General features: G+C 59.3%; 3 protein-coding genes. All 3 read right to left on the bottom strand.

Translation table 11 applies throughout. The annotated features are described in order from the left end of the window. Positions 1-8: 8 nt before the first annotated feature. The 3 genes from X738_RS88655 to X738_RS80475 all read right to left on the bottom strand — a co-directional run bounded on the left by X738_RS88655 (position 9) and on the right by X738_RS80475 (position 1,380). Complete coding sequence (locus tag X738_RS88655) at positions 9-143, bottom strand: hypothetical protein (RefSeq protein WP_280812070.1); 135 nt, start codon at positions 141-143, stop codon at positions 9-11. Continuing rightward, positions 106-600: a gamma-glutamylcyclotransferase gene (locus tag X738_RS88235; protein ID WP_245277916.1), complete on the bottom strand. Its 495-nt coding sequence runs from the start codon at positions 598-600 to the stop codon at positions 106-108. The genes X738_RS88655 and X738_RS88235 overlap by 38 nt, the downstream gene beginning before the upstream one ends. A gap of 285 nt (positions 601-885) precedes the next feature. Then, positions 886-1,380, bottom strand: a complete 495-nt coding sequence (locus X738_RS80475) for a hypothetical protein (protein WP_023804278.1) — start codon at positions 1,378-1,380, stop codon at positions 886-888. Positions 1,381-1,551: the final 171 nt, after the last annotated feature.

The following is a 1,551-nucleotide window of genomic DNA, read 5'->3' as shown; positions in this document are numbered from 1 at the left end:
CCGTTGGCTCATTTCGCGGGAAGATCTTCGGCCGTCGACGCTTCGATGCGTTCGGCTACCAGCTCCTGCAAACGCCACAATTGCCTGTCGTGAATCCCCATACCTTCAAGGTGGCTTACAGTGCTGTGGAGATAGTCGGCCATGGAACCCCACGGACCGCACGCGACCGCGAGCGCGTCGGCGATCTGTTCCAGCGACAGCCCGCGGACANTCGGCCATGGAACCCCACGGACCGCACGCGACCGCGAGCGCGTCGGCGATCTGTTCCAGCGACAGCCCGCGGACACAGCGTCCGCTGTTCCGGTTAATCACAAAGGTGATCGCTTGGAGCGGTCCGTTCTCGCTGCGAACATTCACCCAACGCGGCGAATGAGCGGACGGCTTGGCGCGCATCTCACGACGAAAGAGCCTGCCGAGATTGGCCTCGATAGCATCCGGCGGNGCGCCCTTGCACTGCCCGCCACGGTCGAGCGACAACATGAGACCGGGTTTGCTGTCTGATCCTCGAAACCACCGGTCCCAACCGAGGCAGAAGGAGCGGTGCCACCCGGGCACGAAGCCCACCCGCTGCTCCACGAAATCACAGGCCGGGTTCCACATCAGCGATCCATAGGCAAAGAGCCAGACCTCATCAGCTGACGGTGCGGCGGCAAGTATCGCCCGGACGGTGTCATCATGGTCGGCGTCGGACGGCGCGGTGAAGGGCTGTGGCAGAGAATCGTCCGCACTGAGGACTCTGGCGACCAGCTCGGGCGTTAGCCGCATTCGACTGGGTTTCGGGGCCATCCAGGGCATGTTGCCCCTCCCAAAGTTACATTGGAGCAGATCACCAATGCGAGGCGCGCGCAAGTGAACGCGCAGGGCAAAGGCCAAGGACGGCACCGGTCATTCTTGAACCATCCTCATACGGCTATATCGGCGGAGGCTTTCCTCGAGGACCATAGAGGTTGAGATAGCGACGCCTCTGGGTCCAAACTTCCTTGTGGATTCCAAGATGCCAAGCGTAGCTCCAGCAAACAATCTGCCGTCGTTTGATGTTGATGGATCGTTTGCCGCCGACAGCAGATATTCGTCAACGTCATTGTAAAGCGCATTGGGAGCCGGCATTTTTAGTTGAGCAAGCTGATCAACCGTTGCCTTAGTTCGGCTCTCCCTCTCAAAAAACCAGAAGTATGCCATGTAGCGAGCGAAGCCGTAGAGGGCCAGCACCATTTGAGCCAACCAAATTGCGACAGTGACTGCCGCGGCTACTACCAATGCGCCAGGCCAATCGTTCCAGAGCGACGCTATAGCCAGGACGATCGCAAAATCCAAAATCGACCAAAGAATAATGCCTGCCCAAAAGCTGCGGCTCTCAGATGATTGAAACCTTGTGGCCATGATTGCCTGTGCTCCCCGCCTTGCTGGTCATCGTGGAGCAACGTTTGGTTACGCGCAAGCATCTCCGGCAACGACGGGTTTAGCTACTCCGCCGCTCCTTTCGGCAGGAAGCCCTTAGCCTCAAGGTCGTCCACTGTGAGTTTCTCGACATAGGCAGCGACCATGCGCCTG

This window comes from Mesorhizobium sp. L48C026A00 (genome assembly GCF_000502375.1).
Taxonomy (GTDB): Bacteria; Pseudomonadota; Alphaproteobacteria; order Rhizobiales; family Rhizobiaceae; genus Mesorhizobium; species Mesorhizobium muleiense.
The sequence above is the reverse complement of the archived record's forward strand: the minus strand, read 5'-3'. Positions and strand labels throughout refer to the sequence as shown.